The sequence below is a fragment of the Streptomyces sp. NPDC002730 genome (assembly GCF_042888805.1).
Classification (GTDB): domain Bacteria; phylum Actinomycetota; class Actinomycetes; order Streptomycetales; family Streptomycetaceae; genus Streptomyces.
Genome location: NZ_JBIAQG010000016.1, coordinates 146976 through 162849 on the forward strand (window position 1 = coordinate 146976; position 15874 = coordinate 162849).

At 69.6% G+C, this 15874-nt stretch carries 14 protein-coding genes; 10 read left to right on the plus strand and 4 right to left on the minus strand.

Annotation, left to right across the window (positions count from 1 at the left end; all coding sequences use genetic code 11):
• Window positions 1-391 precede the first annotated feature (391 nt).
• Complete coding sequence (locus tag ACFYXH_RS34990) at window positions 392-1855, plus strand: GuaB1 family IMP dehydrogenase-related protein (protein ID WP_389571966.1); 1464 nt, start codon at window positions 392-394, stop codon at window positions 1853-1855.
• Between the two features lie 142 nt (window positions 1856-1997).
• Entirely contained in the window at window positions 1998-2873 is an 876-nt protein-coding gene (locus tag ACFYXH_RS34995; protein ID WP_389571785.1) for an RNA polymerase sigma factor SigF, read from the plus strand.
• A gap of 168 nt (window positions 2874-3041) precedes the next feature.
• Here the strand turns inward: ACFYXH_RS34995 and ACFYXH_RS35000 are convergent, their stop codons facing one another.
• Both ACFYXH_RS35000 and ACFYXH_RS35005 read right to left on the minus strand, forming a co-directional pair.
• Complete coding sequence (locus tag ACFYXH_RS35000) at window positions 3042-3440, minus strand: ATP-binding protein (protein WP_389571788.1); 399 nt, start codon at window positions 3438-3440, stop codon at window positions 3042-3044.
• Between the two features lie 43 nt (window positions 3441-3483).
• Window positions 3484-4497, minus strand: coding sequence for a GDSL-type esterase/lipase family protein (locus ACFYXH_RS35005; RefSeq protein WP_389571791.1), 1014 nt, complete (start codon window positions 4495-4497; stop codon window positions 3484-3486).
• A 291-nt stretch (window positions 4498-4788) separates the two neighbouring features.
• Here ACFYXH_RS35005 and ACFYXH_RS35010 point away from each other — a divergent pair, with 291 nt between their 5' ends.
• From ACFYXH_RS35010 to ACFYXH_RS35030, 5 genes are all read left to right on the plus strand, one after another.
• Window positions 4789-7155 (plus strand): nitrate- and nitrite sensing domain-containing protein, encoded by a 2367-nt coding sequence (locus tag ACFYXH_RS35010; RefSeq protein WP_389571793.1) that lies wholly within the window; start codon window positions 4789-4791, stop codon window positions 7153-7155.
• Window positions 7145-7570: a roadblock/LC7 domain-containing protein gene (locus ACFYXH_RS35015; RefSeq protein ID WP_385308518.1), complete on the plus strand. Its 426-nt coding sequence runs from the start codon at window positions 7145-7147 to the stop codon at window positions 7568-7570. Before ACFYXH_RS35010 ends, ACFYXH_RS35015 begins: the two co-directional genes overlap by 11 nt.
• 3 nt (window positions 7571-7573) lie before the next feature.
• On the plus strand, window positions 7574-7942 hold the full coding sequence (locus ACFYXH_RS35020; protein ID WP_362679514.1) for a DUF742 domain-containing protein: 369 nt from the start codon (window positions 7574-7576) through the stop codon (window positions 7940-7942).
• A 247-nt stretch (window positions 7943-8189) separates the two neighbouring features.
• A complete protein-coding gene (locus tag ACFYXH_RS35025) occupies window positions 8190-9656 on the plus strand; it encodes an amino acid permease (RefSeq protein ID WP_389571796.1) in 1467 nt (488 codons plus the stop codon).
• Window positions 9657-9666: 10 nt separating this feature from the next.
• Complete coding sequence (locus ACFYXH_RS35030; protein WP_327322248.1) at window positions 9667-10122, plus strand: Lrp/AsnC family transcriptional regulator; 456 nt, start codon at window positions 9667-9669, stop codon at window positions 10120-10122.
• A gap of 4 nt (window positions 10123-10126) precedes the next feature.
• Here ACFYXH_RS35030 and ACFYXH_RS35035 read toward each other — a convergent pair whose 3' ends face one another.
• On the minus strand, window positions 10127-10681 hold the full coding sequence (locus tag ACFYXH_RS35035; protein ID WP_389571800.1) for a Repetin: 555 nt from the start codon (window positions 10679-10681) through the stop codon (window positions 10127-10129).
• A 291-nt stretch (window positions 10682-10972) separates the two neighbouring features.
• On the opposite strand from ACFYXH_RS35035, the gene ACFYXH_RS35040 reads away from it, so the two are divergent.
• On the plus strand, window positions 10973-11770 hold the full coding sequence (locus tag ACFYXH_RS35040; RefSeq protein WP_389571803.1) for a carbon-nitrogen hydrolase family protein: 798 nt from the start codon (window positions 10973-10975) through the stop codon (window positions 11768-11770).
• Between the two features lie 50 nt (window positions 11771-11820).
• Complete coding sequence (locus tag ACFYXH_RS35045) at window positions 11821-13515, plus strand: flavin monoamine oxidase family protein (RefSeq protein WP_389571806.1); 1695 nt, start codon at window positions 11821-11823, stop codon at window positions 13513-13515.
• Between the two features lie 70 nt (window positions 13516-13585).
• Here ACFYXH_RS35045 and ACFYXH_RS35050 read toward each other — a convergent pair whose 3' ends face one another.
• Window positions 13586-14290: a DUF5995 family protein gene (locus tag ACFYXH_RS35050; protein WP_389571808.1), complete on the minus strand. Its 705-nt coding sequence runs from the start codon at window positions 14288-14290 to the stop codon at window positions 13586-13588.
• A gap of 290 nt (window positions 14291-14580) precedes the next feature.
• Between ACFYXH_RS35050 and ACFYXH_RS35055 the strand changes: the two genes are divergently transcribed.
• On the plus strand, window positions 14581-15867 hold the full coding sequence (locus tag ACFYXH_RS35055) for an alginate lyase family protein (protein ID WP_389571811.1): 1287 nt from the start codon (window positions 14581-14583) through the stop codon (window positions 15865-15867).
• Window positions 15868-15874 lie beyond the last annotated feature (7 nt).

Here is a 15874-nt window from a genome sequence, read left to right on the forward strand (position 1 = left end):
CGCGCTTTGTGCCCCGGGTTGACCCGTGTCTCCGACCGGGTCCAGTGCGTAACCACCGGGCTGCGAGAGGGCGTTGGGCAGACAGAGGCACGCCGAAAACGAGAGTGACGCGGCCGATCGGGTCACCCACGTCGTGCAGAGCACCGTCCTGGGCTCATTGTCCGATCCGCCGGTGCCCATTCACGCCTCCCACGGCCTTGGCGCACGCCGTTCGGCCGCGGCGCACGCGCTCGGCCCCGCGCCCCGGACACCCACGGCGGACGCGTTTGGAGGATCCGCTCGACCGCACGGCCATGAGCTGGACTTTTCTCCCAGGCAACACATGCGCATGGGCATGGGACAATGAAGTACGTGCGATTTCCCCGGCTGAAATGACCGGGGGCCAACTCCGATCGACTGGGATGATCAGCACGTGCGTTTCCTCAATGACCTGAAGCCGCCGTACGACCTCACGTACGACGACGTTTTCATGGTGCCGAGCCGCTCGGCCGTCGGCTCCCGCCAGGCCGTCGACCTCTCCGCTCCCGACGGCACCGGCACGACCATCCCGCTGGTCGTCGCGAACATGACCGCCATCGCGGGCCGCCGTATGGCCGAGACGCTCGCCCGCCGCGGTGGCCTCGTCGTCATCCCTCAGGACATCCCGATCGATGTCGTCACCGACGTCATCTCCTGGGTCAAGACGCGCCACCTCGTGCTCGACACCCCGATCGTGCTCGCCCCCGGCCAGACCGTCGCCGACGCGCTGTCCCTGCTGCCGAAGCGCGCGCATGACGCGGGCGTCGTCGTGGACGCGGACCACCGGCCGATCGGCGTTGTCACCGACGCCGACCTGTCCGGCGTGGACCGCTTCACACAGCTGTCCGAGATCATGTCCAGGGACCTGCTGCTGCTCGACGCGGACATCGACCCGCGCGACGCCTTCAACAAGCTCGACGCCGCCAACCGCCGCTACGCCCCTGCCGTGGACAAGGACGGCCGGCTGGCCGGCATCCTCACCCGCAAGGGCGCGCTGCGCGCGACCCTCTACAGCCCCGCCGTCGACAACGACGGCAAGCTGCGCATCGCCGCCGCCGTCGGCATCAACGGCGATGTGGCGGGCAAGGCCAAGCAGCTCCTCCACGCAGGCGTCGACACGCTCGTCGTCGACACCGCGCACGGCCACCAGGAGTCGATGATCACCGCGATCAAGGCGGTCCGGGCGCTCGACCCGCAGGTGCCGATCGTCGCGGGCAACATCGTCGCCGCCGAGGGTGTACGCGACCTCATCGAGGCCGGCGCGGACATCATCAAGGTCGGAGTGGGCCCCGGCGCGATGTGCACCACCCGCATGATGACCGGCGTGGGCCGGCCGCAGTTCTCGGCCGTCCTGGAGTGCGCCGCCGAGGCGAAGAAGTTCGGCAAGCACGTCTGGGCCGACGGCGGTGTGCGACACCCGCGCGACGTCGCCATGGCGCTCGCCGCCGGCGCGTCCAACGTCATGATCGGCTCCTGGTTCGCCGGTACGTACGAGTCGCCGGGCGACCTCCAGCAGGCCGCCGACGGGCGTCTGTACAAGGAGTCCTTCGGCATGGCGTCCGCCCGCGCCGTCCGTAACCGTACGAGCGAGGAGTCGGCGTACGACCGGGCCCGCAAGGGACTGTTCGAGGAGGGCATCTCCACCTCCCGGATGTTCCTCGACCCGACCCGGCCCGGTGTCGAGGACCTGATCGACTCGATCATCGCGGGCGTCCGCTCCTCCTGCACCTACGCCGGCGCCGGCTCGCTCGAGGAGTTCGCCGAGAAGGCGATTGTCGGCATTCAGAGTGCCGCCGGCTATGCCGAGGGTCAGCCCCTGCACGCCAGCTGGAGCTAATAACTTCCATCCGTGTCCGGCCCGTGCGCTCGCCGCGCGGGCCGGACACGGTGTTTTGGCGTCAACTCGCTTTCCCCAGGCATGTGTGGAGCAAGCCGGGGTATACGCGCTCTGCACTGACCACGGAGCAGGGGAGGACCAAGTGTCCACGGCGAGCACGGTCCCGGCCGAACGCACGCAGCCTGGAACACAGCGCCCGAACATCGCGGAGCTGGATCTTCCGGACGTGGCGAACCCGGCGGAGGTGGCACCCAAGGACGCACGTGAGATCTCGAGGCTCTTCTTCGTTCGGCTCGCCTCGCTGGAGGAGGGAACGCACGAGCATCAATACGTACGGAACACACTCATCGAACTCAACCTGGCGCTCGTCAGGTACGCGGCCGGCCGGTTCCGTAACCGCGCGGAGCAGATGGAGGACATCGTCCAGGTCGGCACGATCGGCCTGATCAAGGCGATCGACCGGTTCGAGCTGAGCCGCGAGGTGGAGTTCGCGACCTTCGCCGTCCCGTACATCGTCGGTGAGATCAAGCGGTTCTTCCGCGACACGAGCTGGGCCGTGCATGTGCCGCGCCGGCTGCAGGAGTTGCGGATCGATCTGGCGAAGGCCACCGACGAACTCTCCCAGCAGCTCGACCGCGCGCCGCGCACCGCCGAACTGGCCGAGCACCTCGGGCTCGACGAGGAAGAGATCATCGAAGGCGTGGTCGCCAGCAACGGCTACACGGCCGGCTCGATCGACATGCCCGTGGACGACGCGTCCGACCACGCGTCGACGCCGCTGTCCGACCGGCTCGGAGCGCCCGACGCCGATCTGGAGATCGCGGAGAACGTCCAGGCGCTCAAGCCCCTCATCGAGGAACTCGACGACCGCGACAAGAGGATCCTGCAGATGCGCTTCGGAGAGGAGATGACCCAGTCGGAGATCGGTGTGGAACTGGGCGTTTCCCAGATGCATGTCTCCAGGCTGCTGACGCGCATCACCTCACGGCTGCGTGAGGGCCTGCTTGTGGTGGAGTGAGACTCCACCCCACGCATCACCATTCCCCCCACGGGAGAAGCGGCGTCCCGAGCACCGGGACGCCGCTTTCGCCTGCTGTCTTCGGCGTGCGCGATTCCGCGTGCTCCAGTGCGCGTGCTCCGGGTCCGCGTGCTCCGGGTCCGGGAATCAGCAGCGTCGTTTCCGGGATCAGCAGCTGGACTGAGCCGACACCGGCCGCATCCAGGTCGCCTGCACCCGCTTGCCGTACGGCAGCGGGCGGACCTCCACCCGGCCCGCCAGCCGGAGCACCATGTGCCAGCCGAATCCGCCGCCGCCGGTGAAATCGGGCTCGCGCGGTACGGGAGGCAGCGGGCTGGAGTCGTCCATCTCCACCACCAGCGTGTCCTGCCCCGCTGTCAGATGCAGCCGCCACCAGCCGGCGGTGTGCCGCAGCGCGTTGGCGACCAGCTCGGAGACGACGAGCAGCACTGCGTCCCCGTCGGCCCAGGGGCAGTACTGCAGCAGGAAGTCCGCGGTCGCGCGGCGGGCTCCCGAGCTGTCTCTGTGTGGCGAATCCTCGATCACCACATGCGGCTCTGCGTTCATCACCGCTCGCATACCCCAGATGTCGCTCTTCAGCCCATGTTCTTTAACTATCGGACGGCCGGATTGACGGGAACGCCGCCCGGAGCGCGTCGGCGACCGCGGCGGCCAGCACGGCATGGCCCTCGTCATTGGGGTGCACCCCGTCGGCCAGCTGCCCGGGACCGAGCAGATCGCGTCCTGGCAGCAGCGTGAGCCGCTGGTCGCCGGACCCGTCGCCGATACGGTCGCGGACGGCCTCCTCCATTGCCGTACGCAGCTCGGCGAGAGTGGCGCCGAGCGGGTTCGGGGTCTGCTCGGCGTCGGGGCGCAGTACGGGGGAGACCAGCAGGAGCGGGATGTCCGGATGCCCCTGGCGTACGAGCTCGATGAACGCGCGCGTCGTCTCGTACAGCAGCGGGACCGAACAGGGGATGCCGGTCCAGCAGTTGGTGCCGAAAGCGAGGGTGATCACATCGGCGGGCGCTGCCGCCAGCTGCTGCGCCGTGGCCAGTTCGCCCCGGGCCGCGCCCGCGTATCCGAGGTTGACCGTGTCCAGGCCGAGGGTGCGGCCGGCGACCGCGGGCCAGGAGTGGGCGGGGCGGGTGGACCACCAGCCCTCGGTGATGGAGTCGCCGTGGACGAGCCAGCGCGGGCGTGGCGCGGCGGGCGCGACCGTGCCACCGATTGCTCGTACTCCCAGGATCACGGGGGACTGGGCCTCGGGCGGATGGACGGTGAACGGGCCACTGGTGCCGCCGGGCAGGCTGATCGTGACGACCGCCTCCTCGGCCGGGTCGGTGAAGGTCTCGGACACACAGCCACCGCCCTGCCAGAGCGCGAAGCAGTGCGCGAGATCCCGCAGCGCGTCGGTCGGACCCGGCACGGTGGCGCGGTAGCGGATCTCGACCGCGTCCGCGCCGTCTGTCGTGAACTCCAGCCGTACGCCGATGGGCAATGCGGCCCGCTCGCCGGCGTCCCACGCCAGCCGGGCCAGATCGGCCGGGTCCGCGCGCACCGCGCGCCCACGGTCCAGCCAGGCCACGCCTCGCAGAAAGGGTCCGGGGTCGAGCCAGGTCACGCGGGCCTCCCAAGGTCGGGTGCGGAAACTGACCGCACGATCACTGTGCGGTCCTGCACTGTGTCCAACGCTGTGCAGTCCAACGCTGTCCACTCCGGTGCGGCACCATGCGGCAGACACGACGAGGTGTCCATGGAGTCCGGCATCGGACCGCTCCGGCGTTCCCCGCCGTTACCTGCAGGAACATTGCGTTGCGCATGCCAAATCGCGTAACTTGACTGCGCTTACCGGGGGGTAACCACTGCCGATCAGCTGCCCCCGATCCGTTGTTCTATGTGCTCTGGGGAGACCATGCGCCGGCGATTCCGCCGCCCCACGATCCGCGGCCGGATCGTGACTCTGACGGTCATACCCGTCATCGCTCTGATGGGGCTGTGGACCTTCGCCATGGTCTCGGTCACCGGCGACCTCCGGGCCCTGATCCGGGTCCAGAGTGTGTACGAGGATTTCGGCACCCCGGTCGACACCGCTGTGGGGCAGATCCAGATCGAACGCAGGCTCACCGCCGCGTATCTGGGAGCGGGGCTGAAGGACGGCTCGGCCGCAGTCGCGGCCCTGACCGCGCAGCAGCGTTCGACCGACCGGGCCGTCGGCGCCATGCGCGACGCGATCGGCGACCGGGAGCGGCGTGCGGACCTCTCCGAACGCCAGCGGCAGTCCCTCGACGCGATGGCCGGCGCCATCGACGGCCTGGAGGACCTGCGTGAGCGGGTGCTGGCCCGGACGATCTCCTGGGACGACGCCGTCGACGCGTACACCGTCCTCGTCCAGCCGACTTTCGACGTGCAGTCCACGCTCACCGCCCTGCAGGCCGGCCAGCTCGCCCGCGAAGGGCAGGTCGTCATCGAGCTGGTGCGCGTGCGGGAGTTCGTCTCCCGTGAGGACGCCCTGGTCGCCGGGGCGCGTGCCGCGGGCAGTCTCACCGACGGCCAGTACGACGCGCTCACCGCCACTATCGAGGACCGGCGGGTCTTTCACCGTACGTACGTCCCCGACCTCCCGGGCGACTCCAGGAAGCTGTTCACGGACTTCGAGGCGAGCGACGAGTACCGGGCGCTGACGGCCGGTGAGGACGCTCTGCTGCGGGCCGGCGCGTCCGATGCCGGCAAGGCCATGGCCGCCGACTCCTGGCGGACCACGACGGACCGCGCGGTCAAGCGGTACATGCTGCTGTGCACCGATTCGGCGCTGAACACCGCCGACCGCGGCCGGGCTTTCGCCTACCGGGAGATGGTCAAGGCCGCGGTCGTGGGTCTGCTGGGACTGATCGCGGTCGGCCTGTCGATCTGGTTCTCGGTCGCCAGCGGCCGGCGCATCTCGCGCCGCCTGGAGGAGCTGCGCGACGCCGCCGACGTGCTCGCCACTCAGCAGCTGCCCGATGTGATGGAACGGCTCGGCGCGGGCGAGGAGGTGGATGCGGCCGCTGCCGCACCGCCGCTGGACTTCGGCGACGAGGAGAAGGGTCCTGACGAGATCGGTCAGGTCGGCCGGGCACTCAACACCGCCCGGCTGGCAGCCGTCGAGGCCGCCGTCAAACAGGCGACCCTGCGCCGCGGCGTCTTCGCCGTACTGCTCAACATCGCCCGCCGCAACCAGGCGCTGGTGCACCGGCAGTCGAAGCTCGTCGACACTCTGGAACGCCGCACCACCGACCCGGACACGCTCGAGGACCTGTTCCGGATCGACCATCTGACGACCCGGATGCGACGCCATGCGGAGGGGCTCATCATCCTGTCCGGCGCCACGCCGGGACGACGCTGGCGCAAGCCGGTACCCGTGGTGGACATCGTGGCCGCCGCGGTCGGCGAGATCGAGGACTACACCCGGGTCGTGGTGCCGCCGATGCCGGCCGTGGGCATCAGCGCGGAGGCGGTCGCCGACGTGGTGCACCTCGTCGCCGAGCTTGTCGAGAACGCCGCCGTGTTCTCCCCGCCGCACACCCAGGTCACCATGCGCACCGGCCAGGCCCGCAACGGATTCGTGCTGGAGATAGACGACCGCGGCCTCGGTATGGACGCGGACGAACTGGACCAGGCGCACCAGACGCTGGCGCGGCCCCGCGACTTCGACCCGGCACAGGACGAGCGCCTCGGCCTGTACGTCGTCGGCCGGCTCGCCGAACGGCACGGTATCGGGGTCACCCTCACCCGCTCGCCGTACGGCGGCACCACGGCCGTGGTGCTGCTGCCCCACCCGATCCTCGCCCCCGTCGAGCCGGTCCCGCCCGCCCAGGGCAAGGAACCGGGCGCGCCCGCCCAGCTGGCCACGGAGCCGGTGGGCAGGCCGCAGCCCGCCCCGGTCCGGGCTCTGCCGACAGCCGCCCCCCGGGCGCTGGAAGTCGTGCAGCCGGCGCACGACCGCGCCAAGGAGGAGCCGCAGGCGCAGCCCGCCGCGCAGCCGCCCGAGCCCGGCCCGCCGCTGCTCGGACTGCCGACCCGGGTGCGCCAGGCATCGCTCGCCGCCCCGCTGCGCGACGCACCCTCCGCAGCGGCCGAGGACCCCGACCGTGAGGTGTCCCCGGAAGAGATGCGCTCGATCTTCGGAGCCTTCCAGCGCGGTCTCGACCGCGGCCGCAAGGGCGATCCCGCAGGACCCGCGTCGCCGGGGGCCGAGCCGCGCTCCCGTACGACCGATGAAGGGACGGACGATGATGGCTGACGAACCCACGGGGGACCCAGCGGGCCTCGGCTGGCTGCTCGACGATCTACTGGCCAGGACCGACCATGTACTCCAGGCAGTGCTGCTGACCGCGGACGGTCTGGTCAGCAGCGCCTCCAAAGGCATGGCCAGGAAGGACATCGAACATCTCTCCGCCGTCTGCGCGGGCTTCCACAGCCTCGCCAAGGAGGCCGGCGACCGCTTCGAGGCCGGGTCCGTGCGGCAGACGATGGTGATGCTCGACCACGCCTTCCTCTTCATCACTCCGGCCGGCGACGGCAGCCGGCTTGCGGTGCTCTCCGACCCCGAGACCGACGTCGGACAGCTGGCCCACGAAATGTCGCTGCTGGTCAGGCGGGTGGGCCGGCATATGGCCGTCCCCACGCGCTCGGCCCCCGAGGCCACCGACACCTAGACCGTGAGCGACCACTGGTACGAGGACGAGACCGGCCCTCTGGTGCGGCCGTACACCGCGACCGGCGGCCGGACCCGTCCCGCCGCCGAGCACAGCATCGATCTGATGTCGCAGGTCACGGCCGTGGACCCGACCGGATCCGAGCCGCGGCTCGACCATGCTCGCAGCTCGCTGCTCGAGCTGGTGCGCCGCGAGCCGCGCCCGGTTGCCGAGATCGCCGCCGACGCGGATCTTCCCCTCACCGTCGTACGCGTCCTGCTGGCCGACCTGGTCGAGGCCGGACTGATCCGGGTCTCCGCGCCGGTCACCCACGAGGGTCTGAACGACCCGGAGCTGCTGCGCGAAATCGTCGACCGCCTTCGGGAGCTGTGAGGCATTCGTTCACCGGTGCGCAATGTTTCCCCGTGCCGTCCGTCATCGCGCAATGATCGTTCGCAGATGCGCAACAACCCTGCATTACGGGCATGAGCGAGAGCCTCGTAGGCTCACTCCCCGTACCAGGAGTGGCGGTGACCGTCTGCTCGGCGGTTCCTCCCCTCATGCGCGGGCTTCTCCGCCATGCCCGCGGGCCGCCGGTCACCCCGCCGCTGCCGACCCGCAGCCATGAAGGAGCCCCGGAGTGCTTGACCACGGCGAAGCCCCACCCGCGACCGCGCCGTCCCCCGCCCGGAGCCAGGGCCTGGGCGCCCGGCTGATGCGGCGCAAGCCAGTCGAGCAGCTGGTCGCCGAGGGCGGCCAGGGCGAGGGTGGCTCGCTGCGTCGCTCGCTCACGATGTGGCAGCTGACCATGATCAGCATCGGTGCGACGCTCGGCACCGGCATCTTCGTCGTGCTCGGCGAGGCCACGCCGCTGGCCGGCCCGGCCGTCGCGATCTCGTTCGTCATCGCCGGTCTGACCGCTCTGTTCTCGGCCCTCTCCTATGCCGAGCTGGCCGGATCCATCCCGGTTTCCGGCTCCTCGTACTCGTACTCGTACGCCACCATGGGCGAGATCGTCGCCTGGATCTGCGGCTGGTGTCTGATCCTGGAGTACGGAGTCTCGGTCGCGGCCGTGGCCGTCGGCTGGGGGGAATATCTCAACGAGCTGCTCGACGGCACGATCGGTGTGACCATCCCCGAAGCGATCTCCGCCCCGTTGGGCGAGGGCGGCTTGATCAACCTGCTGGCGCTGGTCGTCGTACTGCTCGCCATGTCTTTCCTGATGGGCGGCGCCAAGGAGAGCGCCCGGGTCAACACGATCATGGTCGGCGTGAAGATCGTGACGCTGCTGCTCTTCATCGGCATCGGCTTCATGGGCATCAAGGCCGGTAACTACACCCCGCTCGCCCCGCTCGGCGTGACCGGGATCAGCGCCGCCGCGGCCAGCCTCTTCTTCTCGTACATCGGCTTCGACGCGGCCTCCACCGCCGGCGAAGAGGCCAAGAACCCCAAGCGGGACCTCCCGCGCGCGATCATGCTGTCGCTGCTGATCGTCACCGTGCTGTACTGCCTGGTTGCGCTCGTCGCCGTCGGCGCCATGCCGTGGCAGGACTTCGAGGGCACCGAGGCCGCCCTGGCCCAGATCATGAAGGACGTCACGGGCCAGAGCGTCTGGGGTGTGGTGCTCGCCGCGGGCGCGGTCGTCGCCATCGCCTCCGTGGTCTTCGCGGTGCTCTACGGCCAGACCCGCATCCTGTTCGCGATGTCCCGCGACGGCCTGGTTCCCAAGCTGTTCGCCAAGGTGAACCCGCGTACCGGTGCCCCGCGCGCCAACACCGTCATCGTCTCGCTCTTCTGCGGGGCCCTTGCCGCCTTCATCCCGCTGGGCGAGCTGGCCAATGCCACCAGCATCGGCACGCTCTTCGCCTTTGCGCTGGTCAACGTCGCCGTGGTGATCCTGCGGTACAAGCGCCCCGACATGAACCGCACGTTCACGGTGATGCTGTTCCCGGTCACCCCGATCCTCGGCTTCATCTTCTGCGGCTACCTGATGTACACGATGCCGGGCACCACCTGGATGGTCTTCGGTGGCTGGATGATCGTCGGCCTCGTGTTCTACTTCGGATACGGCATGCGCCGCTCCCGACTTGCCACAGCAGAGAAGTGATCGACCCGCAGTGCGACTGAACGATCTCGACGAACGCATCGTCCACGCCCTCGCCGAGGACGCCCGCCGCTCCTACGCGGACATCGGCTCCGAGGTCGGCCTCTCCGCGCCCGCCGTCAAGCGGCGGGTCGACCGGCTGCGCGCCGAAGGCGCCATTACCGGATTCACCGTTCGGGTGGACCCGGCGGCGCTCGGCTGGGAGACCGAGGGCTACGTCGAGATCTACTGCCGCCACAACACCTCGCCCGACGCCATCCGCCGGGGCATGGAGCGCTACCCAGAGGTCGTGTCCGCCTCCACCGTCACCGGTGAGGCGGACGCGATCGTCCAGGTATTCGCCTCCGACATGCGCCACTTCGAGCGGGTGCTCGAGCGGATCGCGGGCGAGCCGTTCGTGGTGCGCACCAAGTCGGTGCTGGTGCTCTCCCCGCTGCTGCGGCGGTTCTCGTCGGGCGCGCCCGCCTGAGCCGTCAGAGCTTGGGGTGCCAGGGCACGACCTTGAAGTCGCCCGTCCCGGCCTTGACCTTCTCGAACGGCGCCGAGCCCACGCACTTGGGCAGGTCCTCAGTCTCCACGGGACTGCCCGTGGAGGCCCAGCTGTAGCCGAGCCGGTCGTTCGTGCCCAGGTCGTGGACCGTGATACCGACCCGCTTGCCCTTCGCGCCCTCCAGGTCGGACTTGGTGATGACACCGCTCACCACGGCCACCTTGCCGCCGGTCAGCAGGCAGTCGACCCTGGCCTCGGCGAAGGCGCCCTTGCCGTTCAGGTAGTGGCTGAAGCGAAAGGTGCCGGTCGCCTTCGTCGGGTCGTCGTTGTCCTTCGCCGCCAGATGCGCGTCGAAGGTGAAGGTGATGTCGTCGCCGAGCGACCGGTACAGCTTCGCGGAGCCGGTGAGTACGGCTGCCTCACGGGTCCCGCCGTCGCCATCCCCCGAGGCGACGGCGGAGCCCGCGGCTCCGGCGGTGATCAGCAGCGCCGCCCCGATGGCGGCGATCTTCGTACGACGGTGAGCGATGCGGCTCATGACAGGCCCTTTCGGCAGGTGATCCAACGCCCACCACTCTTCCGGCGGCGGTTCCCCGGCACATCGAGCCAGAGGCTGCACCGGTGCTCCGCCGCCCGGCGGGGGAGAGCCCCCGTCGTCTCCGACCTCGGTCTGATTTCCGGGGCCGCGCAACGAATCACCGCCGCGGGTGCGCATCGCGCAATGGATCGACCAGCGACGCGCAACGGTCCCGCCTTGTCCGGGCGGGAGTCCGGACCGTACCGTTTTTAACGTCTTCTTCACCCCGCATACATCGCCCCGAGGTTGCTCATGCCCCCGCTGCGCACCGCACTGCTCCAGAGCTCCGGCCGACCGGGCTCGGTCGCCGAGAACCTCAAGGTGCTCGACGATGCCGCGAGCAATGCCGCTGCCGCCGGTGCCCGGCTGCTGATCTGCCCCGAGATGTTTCTGACCGGGTACGCGATCGGTGACCAGGTCCCGGTGCTGGCCGAGCCCGCCGACGGCCCCGGCGCCCGGTCCGTCGCGGAGATCGCCGTACGCCACGGCATCGCGGTGATGTACGGATACCCCGAGCGGGACGGCGAGCGGATCTTCAACTCCGCGCAGCTGATCGGCCCCGACGGCGAAAGCCTCGCGAACTACCGCAAGACCCATCTCTTCGGCTGCTTCGAGCAGCAGTGGTTCACTCCGGGCGAGCAGCCGGTCGTCCAGGCGGAACTCGGCGGGATCCGGATCGGCATGCTGATCTGCTACGACGTGGAGTTCCCGGAGAATGTCCGGGCGCATGCTCTCGCCGGCACCGATCTGCTGCTGGTGCCCACCGCCCAGATGCACCCCTTCCAGTTCGTCGCCGAGTCCCTCGTGCCGGTGCGGGCCTTCGAGAGCCAGATGTACATCGCGTACGTCAACAGGACCGGACCGGAGGGCGAGTTCGAGTTCGTCGGACTCAGCTGCCTCGCGAGCCCCGACGGCGCCGTAAGGACCCGCGCGGGCCGCGGCGAGGAGCTCGTCATCGGCGAGGTGGACCCCGGTCTGCTGAGCGCCTCGCGCGAGACCAATCCGTATCTGCGCGACCGCCGCCCCGGCCTGTACACCTCCCTGGTCTGAACCCCTTCCCGCTCGCCGCTCACGCTTTCCCCGCAAGGAGTCCGTACCCCATGACGTCCACGGTGCCCACCACTGCTGTCCAGCACACCGACGAGCAGCCGCCGATCACCATGTTCGGTCCGGACTTTCCGTACGCGTACGACGACTTCCTCGCCCACCCGGCCGGCCTGGGCCAGATACCGGCGACCGAGCACGGCACCGAGGTCGCGGTCATCGGCGGTGGACTCTCCGGCATCGTCGCCGCGTACGAGCTGATGAAGATGGGCCTCAAGCCCGTCGTCTACGAGGCTGACCAGATCGGCGGCCGACTGCGCACCGTCGGCTTCGACGGCTGCGATGACGAGCTGAGCGCCGAGATGGGCGCCATGCGCTTCCCGCCCTCCTCCACCGCGCTGCAGCACTACATCGACCTGGTAGGCCTGACCACCGAGCCCTTCCCCAACCCGCTCGCCCCCGTCACCCCGTCGACCGTCGTCGACCTCAAGGGCGAGTCGCACTACGCGGAGACCATCGACGACCTGCCGCAGGTCTACCGCGATGTGATGGACGCCTGGAACGCCTGCCTCGAAGAGGGCGCCGACTTCTCCGACATGAACCGCGCCATGCGCGAGCGCGATGTGCCGCGCATCCGCGAAATCTGGGCGAAGCTGGTGGAGAAGCTCGACAACCAGACGTTCTACGGCTTCCTCTGCGAGTCCGAGGCCTTCAAGTCCTTCCGGCACCGCGAGATCTTCGGCCAGGTCGGCTTCGGCACCGGCGGCTGGGACACCGACTTCCCCAACTCCATCCTGGAGATCCTGCGCGTCGTCTACTCCGAGGCCGACGACCACCACCGCGGCATCGTCGAGGGCAGCCAGCAGCTGCCGCTGCGGCTCTGGGAGCGCGAGCCGGAGAAGATCGTGCACTGGGCACAGGGCACCTCGCTGTCCTCGCTGCACGACGGCGAGCCGAAGCCGGCCGTGACCCGGCTGCACCGCACCGCGGGCAATCGGATCACCGTCACCGACGCCTCCGGCGATATCCGCACCTACCAGGCGGCCGTCTTCACCGCGCAGTCCTGGATGCTGCTCTCCAAGATCGCCTGTGACGACTCGCTCTTCCCCATCGACCACTGGACGGCGATGGAGCGGACCCACTACATGGAGTCGTCCAAGCTCTTCGTCCCGGTCGACCGGCCCTTCTGGCTGGACAAGGACGAGCAGACCGGCCGGGACGTCATGTCGATGACGCTGACCGACCGGATGACGCGTGGCACGTATCTGCTGGACAACGGTCCCGACAAGCCGGCCGTCATCTGTCTCTCGTACACCTGGTGCGACGACAGCCTCAAGTGGCTGCCGCTGTCCGCGAACGAGCGGATGGAGGTCATGCTCAAGTCGCTCGGCGAGATCTACCCGAACGTCGACATCCGCAGCCACATCATCGGCAACCCGGTCACCGTGTCCTGGGAGAACGAGCCGTACTTCATGGGCGCGTTCAAGGCGAACCTGCCCGGCCACTACCGCTACCAGCGCCGTCTGTTCACGCACTTCATGCAGGACCGGCTGCCCGAGGACAAGCGCGGCATCTTCCTCGCGGGCGACGACATCTCCTGGACGGCAGGCTGGGCCGAGGGCGCCGTGCAGACCGCGCTGAACGCGGTGTGGGGCGTGATGCACCAGCTCGGCGGGTCGACGGATGCGTCCAACCCGGGCCCCGGTGACCTCTACGACGAGATCGCTCCGGTCGAACTGCCGGAGGACTGAGACCAGCCGTCCGGGGCCGGCCGCGATCCGGCCGGCCCCGGACGGTGATCAAACGATCAGACCTGGCCGGTCAGCGCCAGGGCGTGAGCAGACAGCGCCCGACGAGACCGACGCCCGTGTCCAGTCGCTCGGTGAACTCCTCAGCCAGGCCAGGGAGTTCCCGTACGCCCCACAGCAGCCGGGCTGCCGACCAGGCGCCGTCCCTCGCCCGCTCCAGGCTCCACGAGCCCAGCAGATGTGTCAGCGGATCGGCGATCTCCAGCAGATCGGGGCCCGGCATCAGTTCCTCGCGGATGCGCTCCTCGAGCAGGATGAGGATGTCACCGACGCGATCGAACTCGCCCTCCAGATCCGCCGGTTCGCAGCCGAGCGTGCGACAGGTGTCCACCACCGCGAGCGCCAGATCGTGCCCGATGTGCGCATTGATGCCGGCGAGGGCGAACTGCAGCGGCCGTACGCCGGGATGGCGCCGGTACTGGAACAGCGGCCGCCAGCAGGCCGGCGCCCGGCGCCCCTCGGCCGCCGCGTCCACGGCCGTCAGATAGCGCTGGGCGAAGAGCACGTCCAGTGTGACGGCAGCCCGCCGGTCTGGGAATGCACCGTCGTCAATACGTCGTTCGATCTCCTCCGTCACCGCCAGATAGACCCGGTTGAAGACGGCGACCCCGTCCGTGGCCGGCCAGTCGTCGCGCAGGGCGTGCATCCGCTCCACCACCGAGTCGACCGGGGACGTGCGGAGATCGGCCCGGGTCGCGAAGTGTTCCATCTGCGCCATGCAGGCAGCGTCCCAGCCGGCGGCCGGATGGCACGGTGACGGGCCGGGGCTTCCCCAGAACGGAGGACCTACGGCCGGGTGTCGTACGTCGACGGGTCCAGCGCACGCCGAGGTTCACGGGCCCGCTCCACTTCGACGGGTGTTCGATGATCGGCGCAATCGTCATGCGCCGGCCGGGACAGAGTCCCATCCGTGAATCGTGCGCTCGGCATTGTCACTCGTACCTGGCGGCCCTACGCTCGCACGGTCCCATTCATGAATCTAGTTCACATATCTGATGGGAGCGCTTGATGGCCGGAAGACCCCGACGGCGCCTGGGAGTTGTGCTCGCCGCCGTCGCCGCCTGCGTCACCGTGCTTGTACCGATCGCCTCGTCCCAGGCCGCGGCCACGTCGGGCTCGCATCGGGTGCCGAAGACGGTGGTGATTGATGGCAAGCGGCTCAAGGAGGCCAAGTCGCGCCTCGACCACGGCGATCCGGCACTGCGCAAGGCGGCCCAGGCCCTTGTCGCACGCGCCGACGGCTGGCTCGGGCAGGGGCCCTGGACCGTCGTGGACAAGCCCAAGCCCGCACCGGGCGGCGATGTCCACGACTATCTGAGCCAGGCGCCCTACTGGTGGCCCTCGCAGCCCAAGACGCCCGGGAATCCCTGGGGTTGCCCCTACGTCCAGCGCGACGGCGAGCGCAATCCCGAGGTCGACACCGGCACCGACCGCCCCGACATCGGCAAGGTCGTGAACTCGATCAGCACGCTGAGCCTGGCCTGGTACTACACGGGCAAGAGGCAGTACGCCGAGCATGCGTCGACGATCCTGCGCACCTGGTTCGTGGACCCGGCGACCCGGATGAACCCCAATCTGAACCATGGGCAGTTCATCCCCTGCAAGTACGACGGCCGGGCGATCGGCATCATCGACTTCTCCCAGCAGTACACCAGCGTCCTGGACGCCATCGCGATCCTCGACACCGGGGCGCCCGGCTGGTCGAAGAGCGACCGGACGGCGATGCGGGCGTGGAACACGTCCTTCCTGGACTGGCTGGTGAGCTCGCCCTTCGGCAAGGAGGAGTCGGCGGCCAAGAACAACCACGGCACGTTCCATGACATGCAGGTGGCCGCCCTGGCCCTCGCCACCGGCGACAAGGACCTCGCGCGCAAGGTCGTCCTCGACGCCCGCGGCAAGCGGATCGACCCCCAGATAGCCGCCGACGGCAGTCAGCCGCAGGAGCTCGCCAGGACCCGCAGCTGGCACTACTCGACCTTCGACCTGGTCGCGTACACGCGGCTCGCGGCCATCGGCGAGCACGTGGGTGTGGACCTCTGGGCCTATCAGGGGCCGCAGGCGCAGAGCCTGTTCAAGGCGGTCGACTATCTGCTGCCCGCCGCGACCGGGGCGGCCGCCTGGCCGCACCCCGAGCTCAAGTTCTACCGGTACGCGGCGAGTGATGTGGTGCATGCGGCCGCCGACGCCGGTGACCGGCAGGCCAAGGCTGCGGTCCCGCGCCTGGAGACTCCGCCGGGCGGGGACCTCTGGGCGCTGCGGCCCGCGGCGGAACAGCTCGACTCGATCGCGGGCTGAGCGGCGC

What these genes read in the sequence shown, in the direction of transcription:
- ACFYXH_RS35000 (WP_389571788.1), bottom strand. Translation starts at nt 3,440, where the DNA reads ATGAACGCAGAGCCGCATGTGGTGATCGAGGATTCGCCACACAGAGAC.
- ACFYXH_RS35010 (WP_389571793.1), top strand. Translation starts at nt 4,789, where the DNA reads ATGCGCCGGCGATTCCGCCGCCCCACGATCCGCGGCCGGATCGTGACT.
- ACFYXH_RS35015 (WP_385308518.1), top strand. Translation starts at nt 7,145, where the DNA reads ATGATGGCTGACGAACCCACGGGGGACCCAGCGGGCCTCGGCTGGCTG.
- ACFYXH_RS35035 (WP_389571800.1), bottom strand. Translation starts at nt 10,681, where the DNA reads ATGAGCCGCATCGCTCACCGTCGTACGAAGATCGCCGCCATCGGGGCG.
- ACFYXH_RS35040 (WP_389571803.1), top strand. Translation starts at nt 10,973, where the DNA reads ATGCCCCCGCTGCGCACCGCACTGCTCCAGAGCTCCGGCCGACCGGGC.
- ACFYXH_RS35045 (WP_389571806.1), top strand. Translation starts at nt 11,821, where the DNA reads ATGACGTCCACGGTGCCCACCACTGCTGTCCAGCACACCGACGAGCAG.
- ACFYXH_RS35050 (WP_389571808.1), bottom strand. Translation starts at nt 14,290, where the DNA reads ATGGCGCAGATGGAACACTTCGCGACCCGGGCCGATCTCCGCACGTCC.
- ACFYXH_RS35055 (WP_389571811.1), top strand. Translation starts at nt 14,581, where the DNA reads ATGGCCGGAAGACCCCGACGGCGCCTGGGAGTTGTGCTCGCCGCCGTC.